Origin of the sequence: Bradyrhizobium sp. CCBAU 51627 (assembly GCF_028128765.1) — a bacterium.
In the GTDB taxonomy this organism is placed as follows: domain Bacteria; phylum Pseudomonadota; class Alphaproteobacteria; order Rhizobiales; family Xanthobacteraceae; genus Bradyrhizobium.
In genome coordinates, this window is the sequence record NZ_LBJG01000022.1 from 1 (window position 1) to 20,733 (window position 20,733).

General features: G+C 62.2%; 15 protein-coding genes. 9 read left to right on the plus strand and 6 right to left on the minus strand.

What is annotated here, in order from left to right; genetic code table 11:
- The coding region (locus XH88_RS10970; protein WP_271615375.1) for a DUF5801 repeats-in-toxin domain-containing protein at window positions 1-2,890 on the plus strand (2,890 nt) is incomplete at its 5' end.
- A gap of 60 nt (window positions 2,891-2,950) precedes the next feature.
- Here the strand turns inward: XH88_RS10970 and XH88_RS10975 are convergent.
- From XH88_RS10975 to XH88_RS10995, 5 genes are all read right to left on the minus strand, one after another.
- Window positions 2,951-3,994: a transglutaminase-like cysteine peptidase gene (locus XH88_RS10975; protein WP_271615376.1), complete on the minus strand. Its 1,044-nt coding sequence runs from the start codon at window positions 3,992-3,994 to the stop codon at window positions 2,951-2,953.
- Between the two features lie 214 nt (window positions 3,995-4,208).
- Window positions 4,209-5,456, minus strand: coding sequence for an HlyD family type I secretion periplasmic adaptor subunit (locus XH88_RS10980; protein ID WP_271615377.1), 1,248 nt, complete (start codon window positions 5,454-5,456; stop codon window positions 4,209-4,211).
- The gene (locus XH88_RS10985) at window positions 5,446-7,665 is read right to left on the minus strand and encodes a type I secretion system permease/ATPase (RefSeq protein ID WP_271615527.1); all 2,220 of its coding nucleotides are present in this window, start codon (window positions 7,663-7,665) and stop codon (window positions 5,446-5,448) included. The genes XH88_RS10980 and XH88_RS10985 overlap by 11 nt, the downstream gene beginning before the upstream one ends.
- A 285-nt stretch (window positions 7,666-7,950) precedes the next feature.
- Window positions 7,951-9,663 carry a TolC family outer membrane protein gene (locus XH88_RS10990; protein WP_271615378.1) on the minus strand — a complete coding sequence of 571 codons (1,713 nt, stop codon included), beginning with the start codon at window positions 9,661-9,663 and terminating at the stop codon, window positions 7,951-7,953.
- Between the two features lie 755 nt (window positions 9,664-10,418).
- The gene (locus tag XH88_RS10995) at window positions 10,419-11,324 is read right to left on the minus strand and encodes a LysR family transcriptional regulator (RefSeq protein WP_271615379.1); all 906 of its coding nucleotides are present in this window, start codon (window positions 11,322-11,324) and stop codon (window positions 10,419-10,421) included.
- A gap of 128 nt (window positions 11,325-11,452) precedes the next feature.
- Between XH88_RS10995 and XH88_RS11000 the strand changes: the two genes are divergently transcribed.
- The 3 genes from XH88_RS11000 to XH88_RS11010 all read left to right on the plus strand — a co-directional run bounded on the left by XH88_RS11000 (window position 11,453) and on the right by XH88_RS11010 (window position 13,657).
- Window positions 11,453-12,337 (plus strand): alpha/beta fold hydrolase, encoded by an 885-nt coding sequence (locus tag XH88_RS11000; protein WP_271615380.1) that lies wholly within the window; start codon window positions 11,453-11,455, stop codon window positions 12,335-12,337.
- 63 nt (window positions 12,338-12,400) lie between these two features.
- Window positions 12,401-13,030, plus strand: coding sequence for an FMN-dependent NADH-azoreductase (locus tag XH88_RS11005; RefSeq protein ID WP_271615381.1), 630 nt, complete (start codon window positions 12,401-12,403; stop codon window positions 13,028-13,030).
- Window positions 13,031-13,222: 192 nt separating this feature from the next.
- Window positions 13,223-13,657 carry a nuclear transport factor 2 family protein gene (locus tag XH88_RS11010; RefSeq protein ID WP_271615382.1) on the plus strand — a complete coding sequence of 145 codons (435 nt, stop codon included), beginning with the start codon at window positions 13,223-13,225 and terminating at the stop codon, window positions 13,655-13,657.
- Between the two features lie 186 nt (window positions 13,658-13,843).
- Here XH88_RS11010 and XH88_RS11015 read toward each other — a convergent pair whose 3' ends face one another.
- Window positions 13,844-14,233, minus strand: coding sequence for a DUF1622 domain-containing protein (locus XH88_RS11015; protein ID WP_271615383.1), 390 nt, complete (start codon window positions 14,231-14,233; stop codon window positions 13,844-13,846).
- Between the two features lie 191 nt (window positions 14,234-14,424).
- On the opposite strand from XH88_RS11015, the gene XH88_RS11020 reads away from it, so the two are divergent.
- The 5 genes from XH88_RS11020 to XH88_RS11040 all read left to right on the plus strand — a co-directional run bounded on the left by XH88_RS11020 (window position 14,425) and on the right by XH88_RS11040 (window position 20,733).
- A complete protein-coding gene (locus XH88_RS11020; protein WP_271615384.1) occupies window positions 14,425-15,714 on the plus strand; it encodes a DUF2254 domain-containing protein in 1,290 nt (429 codons plus the stop codon).
- A 17-nt stretch (window positions 15,715-15,731) separates the two neighbouring features.
- Entirely contained in the window at window positions 15,732-16,376 is a 645-nt protein-coding gene (locus tag XH88_RS11025) for a hypothetical protein (RefSeq protein ID WP_271615385.1), read from the plus strand.
- Complete coding sequence (locus XH88_RS11030; protein WP_271615386.1) at window positions 16,373-17,461, plus strand: AI-2E family transporter; 1,089 nt, start codon at window positions 16,373-16,375, stop codon at window positions 17,459-17,461. The genes XH88_RS11025 and XH88_RS11030 overlap by 4 nt, the downstream gene beginning before the upstream one ends.
- 65 nt (window positions 17,462-17,526) lie before the next feature.
- Window positions 17,527-19,743: a DUF3141 domain-containing protein gene (locus tag XH88_RS11035; RefSeq protein ID WP_271615387.1), complete on the plus strand. Its 2,217-nt coding sequence runs from the start codon at window positions 17,527-17,529 to the stop codon at window positions 19,741-19,743.
- Between the two features lie 27 nt (window positions 19,744-19,770).
- On the plus strand, window positions 19,771-20,733 hold the full coding sequence (locus XH88_RS11040; protein ID WP_271615388.1) for a phosphate acetyltransferase: 963 nt from the start codon (window positions 19,771-19,773) through the stop codon (window positions 20,731-20,733).

A 20,733-nucleotide genomic window follows, 5' to 3' on the forward strand; every position in this document is an offset into this window, starting at 1 on the left:
GAGCATCCAGCTGAGCGGCACGACCGTGTCGCTGAGCGTGGACGAGAGCGGCCTGCCGACGGGCTCGGACTCTGCCCATCCGGCGCAGACGACGGACACGGAGCACTTCGCCGGCGCGTTCAACTCGGTCGCTGGTGCGGATGGCGCGTCGGTCACCTATACGCTGGCGGCCTCGGGCGCGACCAGCACGGTTGGCGTCGATTCCAAGCTGATCGACTCGGCGACCGGCAACCACGTCTACCTGTTCCTGGAAGGCGGGCAGGTGGTGGGCCGCGAAGGCACGACCGCAGCAACCGCCGCGACCACGGGGCCGATCGTGTTCACGCTGTCGGTGGTGACCTCGGGTGCCAGTGCGGGCGACGTCACGCTGACCCAGTTCCGTGCGATCCACGAGAACAACACGGCGAGCAACAACGAGCTCATCACGCTGGACACCTATGTCAGCAATATCGTGCAGTTGACCGCGACGATCACGGACGCGGATGGCGACCACGAATCGGTGTCACTTGACCTTGGCCATCAGGTGAACTTCCGCGATGATGGTCCGACCGCCGGATTCACGGCGGGCGCGACGACGGTCTCGATCGACGAGAGTGCCGGGCTCCAGCAGAACGACCAGGGCGGTGCGGTGCCGAGCCTGTTCCCGGTTGGCTACGGCACGCCGATCCAGTGGGCGCAGTCGACCGCTTCGGTGATCGGAAGCGATACCTCTTCGGGTGGTGCGGACGGCAAGGCATCGGTGAGCTACGCGCTGACCGGCTCCGGCGGAGCCGCGATCAGCGGAGTGGATTCCGGCATCCAGGCAACGGCGACGGGCCACGAGATCTTCCTGTTCACCGAGAACGGGCTGATCGTGGGCCGCGAGGGCACCAGCGGTGGTCTCGCCGATGCCGCCGGCAAGGTCGCGTTCGCGATCGGGCTGGACGGCAGCAACAATCTCGATGTGGCGCTGTACGAGGCGCTGAAGCAGCCCAACACCTCCAACCCGAACGATGTCGATGCGCTGACCGGCAAGATCTACGTCACGCAGAGCGTAACGGATGGCGACGGCGACGTCGCGACGTCGACGTCGGCCAGTGCACTCACAGTCAACTTCTACGATGACGGGCCGACGGCCATCATCCCCGACATGGCCGTGCTGATCAATGCGGCGGGCAAGACCTTCACGGGCGCGTTGGATATCGACACGAACGTCGACAATAACTACGGCGCGGATGGCGGGACGCTGAAGTTCGCGTCTTCTCTCAACAACGCCGACAGCGGCCTGACCTCAGGTGGACAGCACATCCTTTATTCAGTGTCGGCAGATGGTCACACGTTGACTGGTTACCTCGATACGAACGGAAGCCAGACGTTCAATGCCGGCGACACGACTGTGTTCACTATCGCGCTCAACCTTGATGGCAATCTCAACCTGTCGGCCGACACCTACACCGTTACGATGTCGGGCACGGTCGATACGAGTTCGACGTCCATCGTCTTCTCGACGAATACCGGATTTACCTTCAACGGAGGCAATGATCCCTGGGCGGACTTCATCGACTCGTCATCGAACCATACGGATCTGTTGATCACACCGGAGCACAATGGTGCGCCGGCCAGCACGATCAACTCAAACGCTCAGGTTGGCGGCGTCGGCTCCGGAGGCTCCCTTGGGTCGGGCGATTCGCTCCGTCTGGACTTCGTCAATAATCTTACCGGGACCACGGCCAAGACGAGTGGTTCCAATCCCGGTGATTACAGCAATCCAGTGAACGAGGACCACAACTTCAGCCATCATTATCTCGTCAACGGGGTGGTCACGACGTTCTCCTCGGTCAGTGACGGCGAGGCGAAATTCGTCGCAAGCACCGACCACGATACGCAGCTCAACAGTGGTGGCTTCGGGAGTGTCGGTAACGAGGCCACTGACTACAGCTTGAATTCGATCACGAAGGTGATGATCAGCTACAACGGCGATACTGAATTCTTTGATGTGACGGGATATGTGCCCAATACCAACCACGACGTCGTCGTGGGCGGTCACACCTTCACGCTGCAAACGGCTATTGGGTCAGGCGGCGAGACGGATGTATACGTCAATCATCTCGTCGGCGGTACGGTCAACAATCAAGGCATTCCCAGCTCGCCAACAACCGAGGTCGGCATCTTCACCCAGAATGAGTTCAACAGTCTGGAGATCAGTTGGGCAGCCGGCGATACGTTCAAGGTCGGACAGTTTTCGACCACGACCACCAATATCGTCGGGCAGCCTGTCGACATTTCTGTTCCACTAACCATCACGGATGGCGACGGTGACACGGCCACGAGTGGACTCAACGTGTACCTGATGCCGTCTTCTCCGACGACGCAGGACTTCTCGGCGAGCGCATCGGGTGTCAGCAAGAGCGCGACGTCGACTTCGCCCGACATCATGGGCTCGACATTCGATGATACGCTTTCTGGCGATACTGGTGCCAACATTCTCTATGGCGGCACCGGTAATGATACTCTCAACGGTGGTGGCGGCAATGATACCTTGATCGGTGGAGCCGGAACCAACACGCTGACCGGCGGCAACGGGGCCGACAAGTTCGTCATTCAGTACGTCAACGGCACCGAGCACGACAACATCACCGATTTCACGCCGGCCGATGGCGACCAGCTCTATATCAACATCGGCGCGGGCTTCACGCTCGACACGGCGCCGGCGGTTGTCACCGGTTTCAATTTCGCGAGCGGAACCGACAACAATGCGGGCTTCGCAAGCGAGAGCGCGACCACGAACAAGTTCTTCCTGAATACCACCAGTGGCGACCTGTTCTTCTCGGCCGACGGTACGGCGGCTCATGCCATCGACCTTGCCCATATCGGCACTGGCGTTCCCGCAGCCAATATCCACACGGTCTAGTCAGGCCGCGACCCAACGAAACCCGCCCGCGCCATGGCGCCGGCGGGTTTTTCTTTGGCGTCAGAGCAGCAGCGGCAGCCGGCCCAGCGCGCCGCCGTGCTCCTCGGGCGGCTCCTGGGGCAGATCCAGTCCGCCCCATTCCGCAGTCGTATCGGATGCGGCTGCGGGCGCCGCGTCGGCCGCGATCGCCGGAATCTGCGCATACGGCCTGGCGAACATGTGCACGCCGCTGTCATTGATCGCGAACAGCGGGACGAAGTTCAGATCGGCCGTATCCTCGCGCAGCACCGACCAGCGGTTGTCCAGGATCAGCCAGTGGCCGTCGAGACGCGCCGCCAGCACGGCATGATCCTGCCGGACCGAGCGATCGCGAACCAGAAGGATCCTCAGGTCTTCCTTGGGGAAGCCGGCCTCGCGCAGAGTGACATATTTGGCAATCGCGTAGTCCTCGCAATCGCCCTTGCCCGTGGCAAAGGTCGATAGCGCCCCGCTCCAGCGATCGAGCTCGCCGAACTGAGCAAGGTCGCTCACGTAACGAACGGCCTGGTTGACGCTCTGATTGGCTTCCTCGAGCCGGGCCCGGCCGGACTTCGTTGCGACGGCATTGATCAGGCGAAGGAATTGCGCGGCATGGGCCGGACAATGCGCGGCGTCGGAGCGGCAGCCGTCGAGCACAGCCTGATCCTTGGCCATGTCGGCTGCGACGCTGCGCCATTTGCGCCAGAGAACGCCGTCAGGCGCGCGGAAGGTGAACAGTCCGAACGCCTCGGTCCCAACCGTGGGGGCCGGGTTCATATCAGGCTGGGCGTCGGTCAGGCTCGGAGTTGACGTCAGCGCGGCCAACCGAACCGGGTCGGCCGGGCGTGCACGCTTGCCATCGAGCTTGGCGAGCACCGCGTTGATGGTGAAGAAGGTCGCCGGCGGATGTGTCACCTCGGTCTCACGGCCATCGCTGCGGGCCTGTGAGGCTTCCGCGACGACAGTGAGTTCGTCGGCAAATGCACTGGACGTGGCAAGGGGGGCGGCAAGGCTGCCCATACCAAGAAAGAGCGCCGTTGCAAGCGCAAACGGGCCCGACTTCCGCATCCCCAAACGCGGTTTCATGACTGACGTCCCTGTTCCGGGAACGGCTGTCAGCGTCTTGTGCGCTGGTCTGCGTCCCGTGTTGTTATCGGGACGCAGTCTGCGGGGAGGCGGGATTAAGCCGCGTTAAATTGGCGAAGGGCCGAGCCAGTTTGCGCCAACGCGGCCAACAGGCGGTTGTTGCGACGGTTACAGCTTGCAATGGCGCTGTAACCAGCCGTTAAGGATGAGCCGTTCAGTGCTCACGCAGCGCCTCGTCACGCAGCGTACGCGCCGGCTTCATGAGATAGTCGAGCACGGACTTCTTGCCGGTCAGGATTTCCACGGTGGTCACCATGCCCGGGATGATCGGCAGCGGGCTTTGCTCGGTGCCAAGATGATTTTTGTCGGTCCGGATCATGACCCGGTAATACGTCTCCGGACGCTGGGCTCCTTCGGCCTTGTCGTCGAGGATCGTATCGGCGCTGATGCGCTCGACCTTGCCGTCGAGATGTCCGTAGACGGACGAATCGTAGGCCGAGATCTTCACCACCGCATCCTGGTTCGGCCGGATGAAGGCGATATCCTGCGGCCGGATCTTGCCCTCGATCAGCAGCGTATCGTCGAGAGGGACGATATCCATGACGTTGGCGCCGGGCTGAACGACTGCACCGATCGTCGTGATGTTCAGCTTGTTGACGATGCCGCGGACCGGAGCGCGAAGGTCGGTTCGGCGCACCCTGTCCTGGGCGGATTTGATGTTCTCATCGAGCACGGCGAGATCCCCCCTCGATTTGGCGAGGTCCTCATCGGCCTGGGCGCGAAACGTCGTGACCATGGTCGTGGCCTTCGATTTGGCCTCGGCCAGTTGGCCCTTCGCTTCGGCTGACTGACGTTCCAGCCGGATCATCTCGATCTCAGGTACGACCTTCTGGTCGTAGAGCTTGCGCGTCAGCGCGAGCTCGCGATCGAGCAACGCGGACGATTGCGTGAGCCGCGTGATCTGCTGACTGAGCACGTCGACGTCTTGCGCGAGCTTCTGGGCCCGTGCGTTGAAAACACTGGTCTCGGTCGCGACCGCAGCAGGGGCGACCTGATCGGTCAGTTCCGGGAAGGCGATCGCGGTGCGGCCCTTGGCCTCGGCCTCGAGACGCGCAACGCGGGCGGCCATCGCCGCACGACGTTCCCTGATCTCTCCGAACTCGGCAGCGAACTTGGTATCATCGATGCGCATCAGGGACTGTCCCTGCTGGACGACGGCACCTTCCTGTACGAGAATGTCGCCGACGATCCCGCCCTCCAGCGATTGAACGACCTGGATTTGCCGGGAGGGGACGACCTTGCCGTTGCCGCGCTTGACCTCCTCGAGGACCGCGAAATGCGCCCAGACCAGAAAGCATGCCAGCAGTGAGACGGAGGTCCACAGCAGCATGCGCGAGGTGCGCGGCGTCTTCAGCCGAACCGCGGCACGAACATCATTGGCGTAGGCAAAATCAGTTGACATTGGATTTCTGCGAAACTGTTGCGCCCTGAGCGAATCGTGCCTCCGCAGCGGCCTCGGGAGTCGCGGGCTTGCGCTGAAGCAGAGCCAGAACCTTGTCGCGCGGTCCGTCGGCCACAAGCCGGCCGTTGTCGAACAGCAGGAGGCGGTCGACCATTCCGAGAAGCGACAGTCGATGCGTCGAGATGACGATCGTCATTTGCCCGTCTCCGAGCTCTTTCAGACGCTCGAGGAATTCGGCCTCGCTGCGAACGTCGAAATGCGCCGTCGGTTCGTCGAGGAAGAGGATCTTCGGCTTCCTGATCAGCACCCGGGCAAGGCCGATAGCCTGCTTCTGGCCGCCCGACAGGCTGCGACCGCCTTCCGAAATCAGCATGTCGTAGCCCATCGGATGGCCGGCGATGAAACTTTCCACGCCGGACAGCCGCGCCGCCGCCAAAACTTCCTCGTCGGTCGCGGCGGGATAGCCGAGCGTGATGTTGTCGCGGAGCTTGCCGAAGAACAGATCGGTATCCTGCATCGCAAGGCCGATGCCGCTGCGCAGGTCCGCGGGGTCGTATTGGCGAGAGTCGACGCCGTCGACGAGGATCCGGCCTTGCTGTGCCTCGTACAAGGCCAGCAGCAGGCGACCGACCGTGGTCTTGCCGGAACCGACGCGTCCGATGATGCCGACGCGCTCACCGCTTTCGATCTTGAACGTCACTTTCTCCAGCGCATTTCCGGGAGCGGTCGGATATTTGAACGTGACGTCCTCGAAACTGATCGTTCCCTTGTCGATCTTGCGCGAGACATAGTTGCGCTCGGGCGAGCGCTCGCGTTCGAGCGACATGATCCGGTCGATCGACTTGAGTGCCGAGAAGGTCTGCGTGCCGCGCGTGATCACCGACGCGATGCCGGCGATCGGCGCCAGGACCCGGCCGGCGAGCATGTTCGCCGCAACCAGCGCACCGACAGTCAGGCTGCCATTCAGGATCAGAAAAACGCCGATCACGATCAGCAGCAGGCTAGTCAGCGTCTGCGCGGAATAAGCGATCGTCAGCGCCAGCGAGGACCAGAAGTGAACGGCCTCGCCGGAGCGCGCCGTCGCCGCAACCGAGCGCTCCCACGCCGTCTGCATGCGCGCCTCGCCGCCGATCGCGCGGACCGTCTCCAGGCCCGCGAGCGCTTCGACCAGCACGCCATGACGCGCGGCGGCTTCGACTTGTAGGCGCTTGCTGGCGCGGTTGAGCGGCCGCTGCAGCGCAAAGCCGACGATGATCATGACCGGCAGCATCGCGAGCGGTACCCAGGCGAGGGGACCTGCGATGACAAAGAGCACGCCGACGAACAAGATGGCGAACAGCAGGTCCGTTGCCGAAACCACGGTGCCGGAGGTGAAGAATTCGCGGACCGAGTCGAAATCGCGGAGCTGGTTGGCGAGGATCCCCACGGAAGTGGGGCGCTGCGCCATCTTCACGGCCATCACGTGCTCGAAGATGTTGGCCGCCAGGACGACGTCGATGGTCTTGCCGGTGACATCGACCATCTTGCTGCGGACCAGGCGCAGGACGAGATCGAAGGCGATCGCCAGCCCCATGCCGACCGACAGGGCAATGAGAGATGGAAGGGCGCCGTTCGGGACCACGCGATCGTAGACGCTCATCGTGAAAAGCGGCATCGCAAGAGCGAGGACGTTGATCAGCAGCGCGCCGAGTGCGATGTGGCCATAGCTGCGCCAGTGGACTTTGACCACCGACCAGAACCAGTGCTGTGGAGGAACGCCGCCTGCGGCAACCGCCCGCGCGTCGGCCTCGTCGGCCGCGCGGGCGAAAAAGGCATAGCCGGTGTAGTTCGACGCAAGCGTATCGAGCGAGCGGAGCTGGGGAGCATAGGGCTTCGTGCTGGGATCGAGGACCTTGGCCGACTTCTCGTCGATGCCGAGCAGGATCAGGGCCGTGCCATTCTTCATGACGAGCACGGCGGGCAACACCAGCGGTGGAATGTCCGAAAGGGGGCGCTGCACCGGTTCGGTCTCGAGGCCGGCGCGCTTGGCGGCGCGTCCGAAAAGGGTGACCGTGAGACGCCCGTCGAGGATCGGCAGGCCGCTCAGCATGGCCTCGCGCGTGATGGCACGGCCATGGTGGGCGGCCAGATAGATCAGGGAATCGGTGAGGGGATCGGCGTCCTTCGCAGCGAATTGCGCAGTCCCGGCGGACTTCGAAGCCGCGTCAATGTTATCGGCAGATTTCACCGACTGCTTGGTGCGAAACAACAAGATCCAAGGCCTTAAGTGAAAATGAAAGAAATGGTCCCGGATCGTCCGGGGACCTCGTCAAAATAGGCCAATTTCCCCTGGAGTCATCACCGTAGTGTTCCCAGAGCACTTAACGATTAATCGTAACCATCAGGCCAGGCGGGGCGCTCGCCCTGTGCCGGCCTTCTTCCTTGACGAAGGGCTCATGCTTGCAGAGCTGCCGCATCTTGCGGGCAGCCTCTGCTTCGGCGGTACAGTACTCGCTTATCGTGCCAGTTCAGATTGCGCTGGCTTGAACGCCGTCGCCAGCCAATGCGGTTTGCCGGTCGGGGCGTAAGCGGTCGCCTGGCCCGTCGTGGCTTGGTCAAGGCTTGTCGGATCGCTGCCGCCCTTTCGCTGGGCCAACCACTCCCGCACGCCGGTCATGGAGGCGGCAAACGACCATTTGGGCCAGCGGTCCTTGAAGCCGGGAACGTCGGCGTGCTGAGCGTCGGCAGAAGCCATCGCGGCACGCGCCGGGGCCGGGACGGCCACTTCGAGCGGTTCTGAACCGGTCTTCGGCAGCGTCCAGCGGAAGTTCGGCGCCTTGTAGGTCGGCAGGCTGAACGCGACGAGGTCAACCGGAGCCGAGTCTACCGGGGGCGGAGACTTCAGGTATTCGAGCAGCGTGCCCATGGCGGCCAGCAGCTGAAAATCAGCGAACACGACCACGCCCCGTGCGGAGGTGAGCGACACCTGAGCGTTGAAGTATTGATTCTGCGCGTTCAGCAGATCGATCAGCGAGCGCTGACCCAGCTCATATTCCTTCTGGAATGCCGCAATGGTTTTGCGGTCGGCTTCGAGCTGGCGCGTCAAGGCGGAAATACGGCTGGCGGTGACGGTACGAGCGCCCCAAGCCTTGTCGATCGACTCGATCGCGTCGCGCTGCAGCCGGGCGTGCCGGGCGGTGCTCTCCACATAGCGCTCCGACAACTCGGTCCGGCGCCAGGCATCCTGCCCGCCACGGAAGACGTCCCAGGACATCACGACCTTGCCGCTGTAGTCCTCATGCGTGACGCTGGGAAGGCCAGATGAGGCCACATAGGGGTAAGCGTTGTCGTAGTGGGTCGCGCGCCCTTCGAGATAGAATTTCGGAACGAACGAACCATCGGTCGTCCGGAATGCATGCTTTGCGGCATCGGCGTCGGCCTGGGCAGCCTGGATCGTCGGGTTGAAGCGAACCGTCGTCGCCAGCGCCTCGTCCCGCGTCGACGGCAAGCCGCCAAGCGGCGCGGGGAAGCGAACGTTGATCGGCTCGAGTCCGACGACCTTGCGATACTTTGCGCGGGAGTCCTCGAGGCTCTTGCGGAATTCCTCCACCGCCGCGCGTGCGGCTTCGACGCGCTCCCGCGCCTGTTCGAGGTCGCCTTCGCCGGCCCTTCCGCCGGAGAAGCGCGAGTTCACGTTCGAGAAGATCTTCTCGTGATTTGCCAGGTTCTGCTCCGCAATCGCGACCAGGCGAAGGTACCGCGCGACGTCGATATAAGCTTCAGCAGCATCGAGCGCGATCAGCTCGGTCCGTTCCCTTACGCGATACGCCGCGGCGTTCACGCGCGCGGTCTGCCGCCAGATGTCGTGGATTGAGGAGAAGCCATCGAATAGCAATTGCCGCACAACGACTGATTCAGATGAACCGTTGCGCCACGGCCCGGACCCCGTGACCGGTGCCGTCAATCCGGCAACCGGCGCGACACCTGAGTAGTTCTGATCGAATTTCTCTGGTCCCCAGCTGGCATCAACACGGACCTGCGGGAGCAACGTGCTCTGGGTCTGGCGAAGCTCGCTCTGGGTTGCGCGGCGGTTGGCCGAAGCTTCGCCAACGCCGGGATTGGTTTGAACCGCCTGATGCAGGGCATCGGTAATCGAAAACCCCTGAGCAAAAGCCGCACCTTGGCCAAAGGCGAGCAAGAAGCCAGTCGCAGTAATGAGCCGTTTCACCTTGAAGTCCCCCGTCCGTAGGTGAATAAAAAATTGTGCTGCCCGCGGACCGCAAATACGTAGATTAGCTTAGGTTAAGTGTCCCCCTCTGTTCCATTGAAACACACGCAAATGAGCGCAATACGTGCATAATCCTCGTCGCGTGTCGCCGATTTGCCACGGTGACGCCGGTCACAGTCCCAATTCCCGTCGAATTGCCCACAAATGTGGGGCACAGTCGCCCGGAAAAGGGGAATAGGCCCGGTTTGGCCCGATTCTGTCGCGTGAGCGAAAAATTTCCTAAGGCACTGGAAAGTCTTGGTAATTTCCTCGTTATGCGTGGGATGATAAAGCGCATTGACGCCGGCATGCCAGCGCATCGATTTGGCGTCGTCCCCATGATGGACCGATTCGCAATCCGGTAACTTCCATCGGAATGGTGTCACGGGGCTCACGCCGGTACGCGCCTCTGCCGAGCCAGCCCCTGCAAGTCATGATCTTGAGCAATCGATGCGCTCAAAGCGACAAATACCGCTGCTGATCGCGTGCTGCTGGCGTGGGTGCCGAGTTCCATTCGATAGAGCGCACAACGTCACGCATGCCAGATGGCGAGAGGGCCTAGAGCGAGGAAAGCGTCGGTCGATATCTGCATCGACTCGACGTCGCCCATGGGTAGGAGGCGTCGGACGCGGATTGGCCTACAGGCCTGACGAAGACATCTATCAGCCGCGGTCGCCTAACTTTCAGCGATCCAGCCTCCATACTCCGATGCGGCTCTAAATAGCTGCGTCTATCAATCGCTCGCGCATGCGCGGGACCACGAAATCGACGAAGGCGCGCAGCTTCAGGGGCAGCCGGCTTTGCGTGTCGTAGACGAGATGCACGGGGCGTGGCGCCGGCTCGAAGGATTCGAGGACGAGCTTCAGCCGGCCGCTGCGGACGTGGTCGACGATCTGGTAGGACACCGCGCGGACCAGGCCCGCCCCAGAGAGCCCCGCGTCGATCGCCGCATCAATCGTGTTCACGCTGAGGCGTGAGTGGAACGAGGAAGTGATCTCGGCGCCTTCGGATTCGAAGATCCAGGTGCTCAATATGGACACGCTCTGAAACGAAATCACGCTGTGTCGAGCGAGATCGTTGGGCGTCGTCGGGGTACCGTTCGCAGCAAGATAGTCGGGACTTGCGCAAATCACGTGTCGGACCGTGCCCAAACGCGTCGCGATCAGGCTTGAATCCGGAAGAGGGCCGATCCGCAGCGCGACATCGATCTGATCATCCAGGAAGTGCGCGACTCGATCGGTCATGACCAATCCAACGGAAACGTCGGGGTACGCGGCGAGGAAGCGCTTCACTACCGGCAGCACATGCAACCGTCCGAACATGATCGGCGCGGTGACCACCAGGTCTCCTTTCGGCTCGGTGTATTCGCCCGCGGCGGCGCGCTCCGCTTCGGTCACTTGCTCCAGGATCGCCTTCGCGGCCGTGACATAGGAACGGCCGGCTGGCGTCAACTCAAGCCCCCTTGCGGATCGGATCAGCAGGGTTGCGTTCAGGTGTGCTTCAAGCTCCGCAACCTTGCGACTGACGGTCGCCAGCGGCAGTCGGAGATCTCGGCTCGCTTTCGAGAGGCTGCCGCTCTCCGCCGCTGCAAGCAGCACCGACATGGCTTCCAGGCGATCCAAGGGCCTTCCATAAAACGAGAGGTCTTCTCTCAAACTTATCCTCTCCCACGAATTTTTGGAAGGCATAAACCAGAAAAGCGGGGCAGCCGCGCACGACCCGCAGCGTCCGAACTGCCGAGGAGAGACCAATGACCATGAACCGCACCCATTACCGCAACGCGACCGTGAATGGTCGCAAGATCTTCTACCGCGAGGCCGGCGACCCTTCCGCCCCCACCATCCTGCTGCTTCATGGCCTGCCGACTAGCAGCCAGATGTTCCGCGACCTCATGCCACTACTCTCCGACCGGTTCCATCTGGTCGCGCCCGATTACGTCGGCTTCGGCCATTCGGATGCGCCGTCGCGGGACGCGTTCAGCTACACCTTCGACAACCTGGCGTCTCACGTCGCGGGCCTGGTCGAGGTGTTGAAGCTCGATTCGTACATTCTCTACATGCAGGACTATGGCGGGCCGATCGGGTTCCGCCTGTTCATGCGAGCCCCCGAGCGGGTGGGGGGCTTCATCATCCAGAACACCAACGCCTACATCGAAGGCATCGGCGATGCGCCGAAAAAGGTGCTGCTGCCGCTCTGGGAGAACCGCACGCCGGAAACGGAAAAGGCCGCGCGCGAGTTCGTCGGCCTGGAGGGCACCAAATTTCAGTGGCTGGTCGGGGCTAGCGATCCCGAAGCGATCAACCCCGACAACTGGATTCTCGATCAGGCGCTGCTCGATCGTCCGGGCACGCAGGACTACCAGATCGATCTGCTTGAGAACTACAAGACCAACGTCGCGCTTTATCCCGAATGGCAGGCGGCTTTCCGCGTGCACCGACCGAAGACGCTGATCGTCTGGGGCAAGTACGACCCGTTTTTCATCCCGCCGGGGGCACGCGCCTACCTGAACGATCTGCCCGACGCGAAGCTGGTCTGGCTCGATGCCGGCCACTTCGTGCTCGACGAAAACGCCCCGCAAATCGCCGCCGAGATCAGGGCGGTCTTCATTCCCGATGCCGCATCGGCCGTCGGCTGAGCGGCGACGCGTCGAGTTCGTCGACCATCCGCGACCAGACAACTCCAACCAAGAAGCGCAACCATGAGCAAATTGCTGTACATCAAAGCTTCACCGCGCGGCACCGCCTCCAGGAGCAACGCCGTCGCAGATGTCTATGTCGCTGCGTTACGCGAGCGGCTTCCCGATCTCGCCGTCGACACACTCGACCTCGCGCAGGAAAAACTTCCCGACTTCGACGGTGACAAGGTCGCTGCGAAGATCGCTGTCATCACCGGGCAGACGCATGAGAGCCGACAGAAGACCGCCTGGGACGAGATCACGGCGGTTGCCAACCGCTTCATCTCCGCCGACCGCTATCTGATCGCGGTGCCAATGTGGAACGGGGGCATTCCCTATCGTCTCAAGCAGTACATCGACGTGATTCATCAGCCGGGGCTGCTATGGGGCCTTGATCCCCAGGCAGGTTACTTCGGGCTGCTGAAGAACAAGAAGGCGGTGCTGGCGCTGACGAGCGGCGCCTATGGTCCGTCGATGCCATCGCCGGCTTTCGGTGTCGATCATCACTCGACCTATCTGCGGGATTGGCTGAGCCAAGCCGGCGTCACCGACGTCGAAGAGATCCGCTTCCAGCCGACTCTTCTCAACCCCGATCCCGAGGGGAGTTTCGAGACCGCCACGGCGGTGGCTCGGTTCCTCGCGGCTCGCGACTGACACATCGAAAATCGGGCAGGATGATCATAGACCGCCGCCTCCTGGTATTGGCCATCGCTGCATTGGCTGTCATCGCACTGATCGTAGCCGAGCTCGCCATGATCCGCATCGCCACCGCCAATCTCTCGCGCTCAATAGGGCTTTCGCCTTCAACCTAATCCACATCGTCGACCAAACATGGAGTAAGGATCCATGAGTAAAGCAGTTCAAATAGTCCGGGCTTTTTACGACGCCGTTTCGCGGGCCGATGCAGCTACGGTTGTAAGCCTGTTACATGCCGATCTGCACTGGACCGAGGCCGAGGGATTTCCCTATTACAGCGGCACCTGGCGCCAACTGCAGGAGGTTCTCGATCGGCTCCTGGTACCGCTGGTGCGCGACTGGGACAATTTCTCCGCCGTTGCTGACGATTTCATCGTCGAAGGGGATCGCGTCGTCAGCCTCGGTGCCTATTCCGGGGTCAACAAGGCGACGGGCAAGGCTATGCGCGCACCCTTCGCGCATGTCTGGCGCGTTGCCGACGGCAAGCTCGCGCGTTTCGACATGTATACCGATACGCTGCTGATCGATCGGGCCATGCCACACCGGCGCGGCATTGGCAGCGACGGTGCGCAGATCGGTCCATAGCCACCCCCATTCGATACTGCGCACATGTCGTCCTGGTACAAGTCGAGTGCGTCATCGTGGCAGAGTAGGATAATTGAGCGAGCAAACGGGATAATCCGTCTATTTCTGCCTGTCGCTGCGGGAGCTCATGCTGTGTAATTGTTATTCCGGAGCTCAAGCCCCTTCGAGACACCCAGCGGCGCAACCTCAATGATTTCCTCTGGTGTTCCCGGCTTGATCCTGTTGCCACGGCCAGCGACCCTCGATCTCTAGCGTTAAGGTCCAGCTCAGGAAAGTGCGGACCACAATCAATCCCGCAAGCAGGCCGAGGCTCACGAAGGTCAGCTCGATCGCGATCGTTTTCACGATATCCGCTGCCACCAGCACCTCCAGCCCAAGCAACAGCGATCGTCCAATGCTGATCTTGTAGCTGTCGTAGCGAGACTCGACGCTTCGCCCGACGATGTATCGGGCGGACCAGATGATCCCGATGACGATGATGAACACGCCGAAGATTTCGATTCCGACGCCGACGAGGTGAATCCACTGGCCGGTGGCGGTCTCGAAAGAGGGCCCATGATCGACGGCAGAGTTCACGATTCAGGGGCCTTCATTGCAGGTATGGCGCGCGGTCGCGACGAGGGTGTCATCCACCCAGTGACGCCGCATTGATCCACGCGCGTGGCGCGCACCATTGACTAAGATCAACAAACCGTTCGCAAAGCGCGAGGATGCTGTCGCCTGCCGAGCGGGCTGACGAGCATCCCGGCATTGTGAAAGGAAGTGGCATGCAGCTTTGGCTGATACCCACGCTCTATGCGATTGCGAGCGTCGCGGCAGGCTTCCTGGTGCCCCGCCTGGAATCAACATTCCTGGGCGTTAGTCTTAACCTGTCGACGTCTTCCGCCCAGGCTTATCTGTCGGCAGTCGCCTCCGGCATGATGGCGCTGACCGGTATCGTGTTCTCGATCGCATTCGTGCTCGTCCAGTTCAATGCCGTCGTCTATTCGCCGCGGCTCGTCGTCTGGTTTGCGCGCGACCGGTTGCTGTTTCACTCGCTCGGCATGTTTGTCGCGACCTTCATGTACAGTCTCGCCACGCTCGCCTGGGTCGATCGCCAGGGTACTGAAGGAGTGCCTCTATTGTCCGCGGCGATCGTGGCAGCCATGCTGGTGGCCAGCGTGTTGATGCTTGCGCAGCTCGTCCAGCGTTTGAACAATCTTCAGATCATCAGGGTGCTGCAGGCGCTCGGCGATACAGGCCGGCAGGTCATCGCCAGCACGTATCAGTCCCCCCCATGGCCGACGTCCGGCAAGGCTGCGCGACAGCAAGCCTATCCGGCGGAGGTGTCCGTCAGACACCTCGGGACTCCGCAGTCGGTGACATCGATCGATATCGCCAGGCTGGTCGACCACGCTCGCCGGCTGGACGGCTTGATCATGATGGAGTGCGGCGTCGGTGACACGCTGCTCGAGGACAGCGTGGTCTTGCGCGCTCGGGGCAGGACTAATCCGCTTCCCGAGAAAGAGCTGACCGCATGCGTTCATCTGGACGAGCAACGCACCTTCGAGCAGGATCCGAAATATGCATTGCGGCTCCTCGTAGATGTCGCGATCAAGGCACTGTCTCCGGCCATCAACGACCCGACAACTGCCGTGCAGGCCATCGACCAGATCGAGGATCTGCTCCGGCGGCTGGCGAAATGTGACCTTGAGGCCTGTTGGGCATTCGACGAAGACGGGGTTCCAAGGGTCCTCTATCGGATGCCAACCTGGGAGGATTACCTCGCGCTGGCTTTCGACGAGATCCGGCAGTTCGGATCGACCTCCATCCAGGTCATGCGCCGCATGCGCGCTGCGCTCGTTGAACTCGCCGGGTGCGGCGAAGAGAAGCGTGCCAAATGCGTTCGCGACTACCTGGGTCATCTCGATGCGGGGATCGACCGATCGACCTTCGATCCGCAGGATCGGGCCGCCGCTCGCATCGAGGACTGGCAGGGGCTCGGCTTGTCGCACCCCCATGGAGTGGAAACGGCAAGCTCCGTGGGCTCGGGCGCGAAAGGACGGGCGGTCTCATGATCATGCAGGCGACCGGATTGACACGAGCGAAACTGCGAACACCTCGCGTAGCGGCTGCGGCCGGAATCCTGTTTTCGGTCTTGCTTCTGGCTGTGTTCTGGTTGATGCGGCGGTCGGTGCCGGCCGATCCGCTCGAGCCGGGCGCTTGGCTTCACGGGGGCACGAGCAACGTCGCTTTGGCATTGAACCTCGTCCCCTTCGCAGGCGTGGCATTCCTGTGGTTCGTCGGGTTCCTGCGCGACCGGCTCGGTAAGCGCGAGGATCAGTTCTTTGCGACGATCTTCCTCGGCAGCGCGGTGTTATTGCTCGCGATGTTGTTTGCCGCGGCAGCCGTCATAGGCGCTGTCATTCTGGCGTTCCACGCCGCGCCGAACGTGCTGATCAATTCCGCGACATTTCATTTCGGCCGCGGCCTGGCCTACGGAATGGTCAACATCTATCTCGTCAAGACGGCCTCCGTGTTCATGGTGACCACCTCGACGATTGCCCTCTATACGGGGCTCACGCCGCGCTGGCTCGCCTTTGGGGGCTATGCAGTTGCCGCCATCCTTCTCATCGGAAGCTACTACATCGACTGGAGCCTCGCCGTTTTCCCGTTCTGGGTGCTCCTGGTGAGCATCAATATCTGGCTCAAGAAGGACGAGCCTGAGGTGCGCGCGTGAGGACGCTCCGTCAGCTTCTCACAGGAGAGGAGTTGATACGGCTGGTGATCCGCATCGGATTGCTGGCTCTATTGATCATCTGGGCTTTGGTCCTGATCCGTCCGTTCGGCACGATCCTCGTCTGGGCGATGGTGCTGGCCGTCGCGTTCAATCCCGTCTTCGTCAGGCTGGCGAAGATTCTGGGCGGCCGGCCGAAGCTCGCGGCGGGCCTTCTCACTGCGGTCAATCTTCTCGTTCTGATCGGGCCGGCGGCGTGGCTCGGTATCGGCGCGGTGGAGGGACTTAAGGATTTTGCCGGACAATTGACGGCCGGCGAGTTCAAGATCCCGTCTGCACCAGAGGCGATCAAGAGCTGGCCGCTCATCGGATCGCAGCTCCATGAGCTCTGGGACCAGGCGTCGTCGAACGTTCGGTCGGTTCTGCGCACGGTCGCGCCTTACCTGAAGCCGTTTGCCGGAACGCTTGTCGGGCTTGTCGGCGATGCCGGCGTCGGCGCGGTCAAGTTTCTGCTGTCGGTGGCGGTGGCTGGATTCATCCTGCCGTATGGCCAGCTGTTTGTGGCGGCGGGAAGGGGATTTCTGTCGCGGATCGTGCCCGAACAGAGCGAGCACTTCCTGGATCTGGCGGGGGCGACGATCCGCGCGGTATCCCAAGGTGTGATCGGTATTGCGGTCATCCAGGCCTTGCTTGCGGGGATTGGCTTTAATCTCGCGGGCATTCCGATCGCCGGCCTGCTCGCATTCATCGTACTGCTACTCTCAATCGTGCAGATCGGAGCGGTGGTGGTCATGCTGCCCGTGATCATCTGGATCTGGACTGACAAGGACGTCACCACGGCAGTTCTCCTGACGCTGTTCCTGGTGACCGTCGGTCTCCTCGACAACATCTTGAAGCCGCTGCTGATGGGCCGCGGCCTCACGACGCCGACCCTGGTGATCCTGCTTGGGGTGATCGGCGGGACCCTCGCGCATGGCATTGTCGGCCTCTTTATCGGACCCGTCGTTTTGTCAGTCACCTGGGAATTGTCGATGGCATGGATCGCTTTCGATCGTTCTGCCGCGGCTCGCGGTTCGGCCGACCGTTGACCTAAGTCAACGTATCTCCTCGCGCGCTGGCTCTCTATGAAGACGCGGACAAGAGAGGTCGGAACATGTCGATGGAAACTCCAAATCTCCCGGACCCCATGTCCGGGCTCGTTGCCTCGGCGGTTGAATATCTGGTGGACGCAGGACAGCGAAGCGTGCTGTTCCTGGACATTATGCGCCGGCGCGGCGACCAATATCGCGAGCACGTCGCGCAGACGGCCCCGCACGTCCTGCAATATGCCGCCGAACTGGTCATCGACGGCCGCAAGCTCGACGAGCCGGTCAACTACGCGCTGGTCCGCATCATCCCACCGAAGGGCGTCGAAATCGATCTCGAGCGGCGCCCGTTCATCGTCGTCGATCCGCGCGCCGGGCACGGCCCGGGCATCGGCGGTTTCAAGGCCGACAGCGAGATCGGTGTCGCGATGAAGGCGGGCCATCCCTGCTACTTCATCGGCTTCCTGCCCGAGCCGATGCCGGGACAGACCATCGAGCGCATCGCCCGCGCCGAGGCTCTCTTCGTCGAGAAGGTCATCGGCCTGCATCCCAAGGCCGACGGCAAGCCCTGCGTGATCGGCAATTGCCAGGCCGGCTGGGCCGTCATGATCCTGGCGTCGTTGCGGCCGGAACTGTTCGGACCGTTGATCATCGCGGGCGCGCCGCTGGCCTATTGGGCGGGCGTGCACGGCAAATATCCGATGCGCTACTCGGGCGGATTGCTGGGCGGAAGCTGGCTGACGGCGCTCGCCAGCGATCTCGGCGCCGGCAAGTTCGATGGCGCCTGGCTGGTGCAAAACTTCGAGAACCAGAATCCGTCCAACACGCTGTGGACCAAGCAGTACAACGTCTTTTCCAAGGTCGACACCGAGGCGGACCGCTATCTCGAATTCGAACGCTGGTGGGGCGGACACGTCAATCTGAACGCCGAGGAAATCCAGTTCATCGTCGATGAGCTCTTCATCGGCAACAATCTTGCAGCGGGCAGGATCGAGATGTCGGATGGCCAGAAGGTCGATCTCCGCAACATCCGATCGCCCATACTGGTCTTCTGTTCCGAGGGCGACAACGTGACGCCGCCCCAGCAGGCGCTCGACTGGATCCTCGATTGCTACGCGGACGTCGATGAGATCAGAGCCTATGGGCAGACCATCGTCTACACGGTTCACAAGAGCATCGGCCATCTCGGCATTTTCGTCTCGGGCGGCGTCGCCAAGAAGGAACATGCAGAATTCTCCGAGAACATCGATTTGATCGATGTGCTGCCGCCCGGGCTCTATGAGGCCACCTTTGAAGCAAAAGACGAGGAGACGACGAGTTCGGACCTCGTTGTCGGCAAATGGGTGATGCGCTGCGAGGCGCGGACGCTCGACGACATAAGGGCCATGGGCGGCAATTCGCCGGAGGATGAGCGGCGCTTTGCCGCGGCCAAGCGCGTCTCCGAAATCAACCTGGCTGCCTACCGGAAGTTCGTCCAGCCCTGGATCAAGAAGGTCGTGAATCCGCAATTGGCGGAGACGATGCGCAATTTGCATCCGCTGCGACTGCAGTATGAAGCGTTCAGTAGCCGGAACCCGTTGATGGCGACGATCGAGTCGGCCGCGGACCAGATCGAGGACAATCGCAAACCGGTTTCTAAAGACAATCCTTTCCTGGCGTTTCAGGAACAGATGTCCAAGCAGATCGTCCACGCGCTCGATAGCTGGCGCGACGCAACTGAAGCGTTGAGTGAAACAGTCTTCCTGAATGTCTATGGATCGCCGGCCTTGCAGTCCGCGCTGGGTATCGATCCAAAGTCGGAGACATCGCAGCGCCGTGAGATGTCCGCCGAGCATCGGGACATGCTTGAGCAGCGAATTGCTCACCTTAAATCAAGGATTGGCGAGGGAGGACCTCGTGAGGCGGCCATCCGAAGCTTGCTCTATATCGGTTCGGCGCGCGGAATGGTTGACGAGCGCAGCATCGAGGCGCTGCGCCGCGCGCGGCGGGACTATGGTGGACCCCGCCTGTCGCTCTCCGAGTTCAAGATCCTGGTTCGAGAGCAGTTCTTCATGCTGCTCCTGGATCAGGATGGCGCCGTCGCCGCCATTCCGAAGTTGCTGCCGGACGACGTGAATCAGCGTCGGACGTTGATTGCGTCGATGCGCGAGGTGCTCTCCGCCAGTGGCAAGATCGCCGGAGAGAGCGCCAGCCGCCTTCAGCGGATTGCCGCGCTTCTCGGACTCGATGCGGAAGAGGGAAGCGCGACCAACGTGGCCTCTTTCGACCAGGCCAAAGCATCGTAGCGGGTCAAGAGGATGGGGAGCAACATCATGTCAGCCGATATCGGACAATCGCAACCCCCAAGCAAATACGACCGACTGATCGCGGCCGCCAAGGTCGTTCCTCCGCTTCCGACCGTCGTCGTGCATCCCTGCGACGAGACTTCGCTGCGCGGGGCATTCGACAGTGCACAAGCGGGTATCATCCGGCCGATCCTGGTGGGACCCGAAGCCAAGGTGAGGGACACCGCCGCAAGATCTGGCCTCGACATCTCGGGGTTCGAGATCGTCAACGCTGCTCACAGCGAGGATGCCGCGGCGAAGGGGGTCGAGCTGATCCACGCTGCCAAAGGCGAGATGCTGATGAAGGGTAGCCTGCACACCGATGAGCTGATGCGGGCCGTCACGGCCAAGTCCGGAGGCCTGCGCACCAATCGCCGGATCAGCCATGTGTTCGTCATGGACGTGCCGGCCTATGCCGAGACTTTGTTCGTGACGGACGCGGCCATCAACATCTTCCCCGACCTGGACGCTAAGCGCGACATCATCCAGAACGCGATCGATCTCTACTCCCAGGCCGGCTTCGGCAAAGCGCCGCGCGTTGCCATCCTGTCGGCGGTCGAAACCGTCACATCGAAGATTCCCTCGACCATCGAAGCGGCCGCGCTCTGCAAGATGGCCGATCGCGGCCAGATCACCGGTGGTGTACTCGACGGACCGCTGGCATTCGACAATGCGATCGACCCTGAGGCGGCGCGCATCAAGGGCATCAAGTCCGAAGTCGCCGGCCGGGCGCAAATCCTCGTCGTTCCCGATCTCGAGGCCGGGAACATGCTGGCGAAGAATCTCGCCTACTTTGCCAAGGCCGACGGGGCCGGCATCGTGCTGGGCGCACGCGTGCCGGTCGTGTTGACCTCGCGGGCGGATACGCCGCGTGCACGGATGGCATCCTGCGCGGTGGCCTCGCTCTATGCCAACGCTCGTCGCCAGCACGCCCCCACAGTAGCTGCGTGA

What these genes read in the sequence shown, in the direction of transcription:
- XH88_RS11005 (WP_271615381.1), top strand. Translation starts at nt 12,401, where the DNA reads ATGAGCAAATTGCTGTACATCAAAGCTTCACCGCGCGGCACCGCCTCC.
- XH88_RS10980 (WP_271615377.1), bottom strand. Translation starts at nt 5,456, where the DNA reads ATGTCAACTGATTTTGCCTACGCCAATGATGTTCGTGCCGCGGTTCGG.
- XH88_RS11040 (WP_271615388.1), top strand. Translation starts at nt 19,771, where the DNA reads ATGTCAGCCGATATCGGACAATCGCAACCCCCAAGCAAATACGACCGA.
- XH88_RS10975 (WP_271615376.1), bottom strand. Translation starts at nt 3,994, where the DNA reads ATGAAACCGCGTTTGGGGATGCGGAAGTCGGGCCCGTTTGCGCTTGCA.
- XH88_RS11010 (WP_271615382.1), top strand. Translation starts at nt 13,223, where the DNA reads ATGAGTAAAGCAGTTCAAATAGTCCGGGCTTTTTACGACGCCGTTTCG.
- XH88_RS11035 (WP_271615387.1), top strand. Translation starts at nt 17,527, where the DNA reads ATGTCGATGGAAACTCCAAATCTCCCGGACCCCATGTCCGGGCTCGTT.
- XH88_RS11000 (WP_271615380.1), top strand. Translation starts at nt 11,453, where the DNA reads ATGACCATGAACCGCACCCATTACCGCAACGCGACCGTGAATGGTCGC.
- XH88_RS11020 (WP_271615384.1), top strand. Translation starts at nt 14,425, where the DNA reads ATGCAGCTTTGGCTGATACCCACGCTCTATGCGATTGCGAGCGTCGCG.